Genomic DNA, 277 nt, shown 5'->3' on the forward strand with positions numbered 1-277 from the left:
GCCTCAACGGTTTCTACCAGGCCAGAGACTTTGTGCAGCTGGTTGTATGGGCTGGCATGGCTTTCGATGGCCTGCAGTTCGACCATTGCCTTACGAGCACTGTCGTTTTTCTCCAGGGCGTTGCGGTTTTTTTCGAAGCGACGCAGGGCCTGTTGCAGCTGCTGCCAGCTGTGCAACTGGTTGGTGAAAAATTCGTTGAGGTCGCGGTAATCCTCTTCGAGGTCGAGGTAGTCGTTCTGGTTGTCGACCACCTCCTTGAAGAAGTCGACGCTATCGC

General features: G+C 54.9%; 1 protein-coding gene. It reads right to left on the reverse strand.

All coding sequences use genetic code 11. From position 1 onward, the window contains the following. The coding region (locus tag CKO35_RS17700; RefSeq protein WP_200177416.1) for a hypothetical protein at positions 1 to 277 on the reverse strand (277 nt) is incomplete at both ends.

Origin of the sequence: Ectothiorhodospira shaposhnikovii (genome assembly GCF_016584105.1) — a bacterium.
Classification (GTDB): domain Bacteria; phylum Pseudomonadota; class Gammaproteobacteria; order Ectothiorhodospirales; family Ectothiorhodospiraceae; genus Ectothiorhodospira; species Ectothiorhodospira shaposhnikovii.